The sequence below is a fragment of the Chryseobacterium sp. SIMBA_028 genome, from assembly GCF_046535285.1.
Lineage (GTDB): Bacteria > Bacteroidota > Bacteroidia > Flavobacteriales > Weeksellaceae > Chryseobacterium.
Genome location: NZ_JAWRWZ010000316.1, coordinates 1 through 269 on the forward strand (window position 1 = coordinate 1; position 269 = coordinate 269).

General features: G+C 37.9%; 1 pseudogene. It reads left to right on the forward strand.

Annotation, left to right across the window (positions count from 1 at the left end):
* Positions 1–269: pseudogene (locus tag SCA31_RS23605) on the forward strand (hypothetical protein); the annotation flags it as partial.

Genomic DNA, 269 nt, shown 5'->3' on the forward strand with positions numbered 1-269 from the left:
TATGATGAAGCAGGAAATCAAAGATACAGAGGAACAAATGCAAATGGTAAAACTGCTCCTAAAGACTTACTACAAGAAACTATTTCTGAGGATCTTACTGCTGAAGAAATAAAAAAGGAAGCCTTATCCAAGGCAGTTCCGGCAATCGATGAAAAAGTATTCTGGAAACAGATAAGACTTTATCCCGTTCCTGTCAATGACTTTCTTACCATAGATTGGACCAATGAAACCGATGGACTTATAGAATCCGTATCCCTTTATCAGCACAG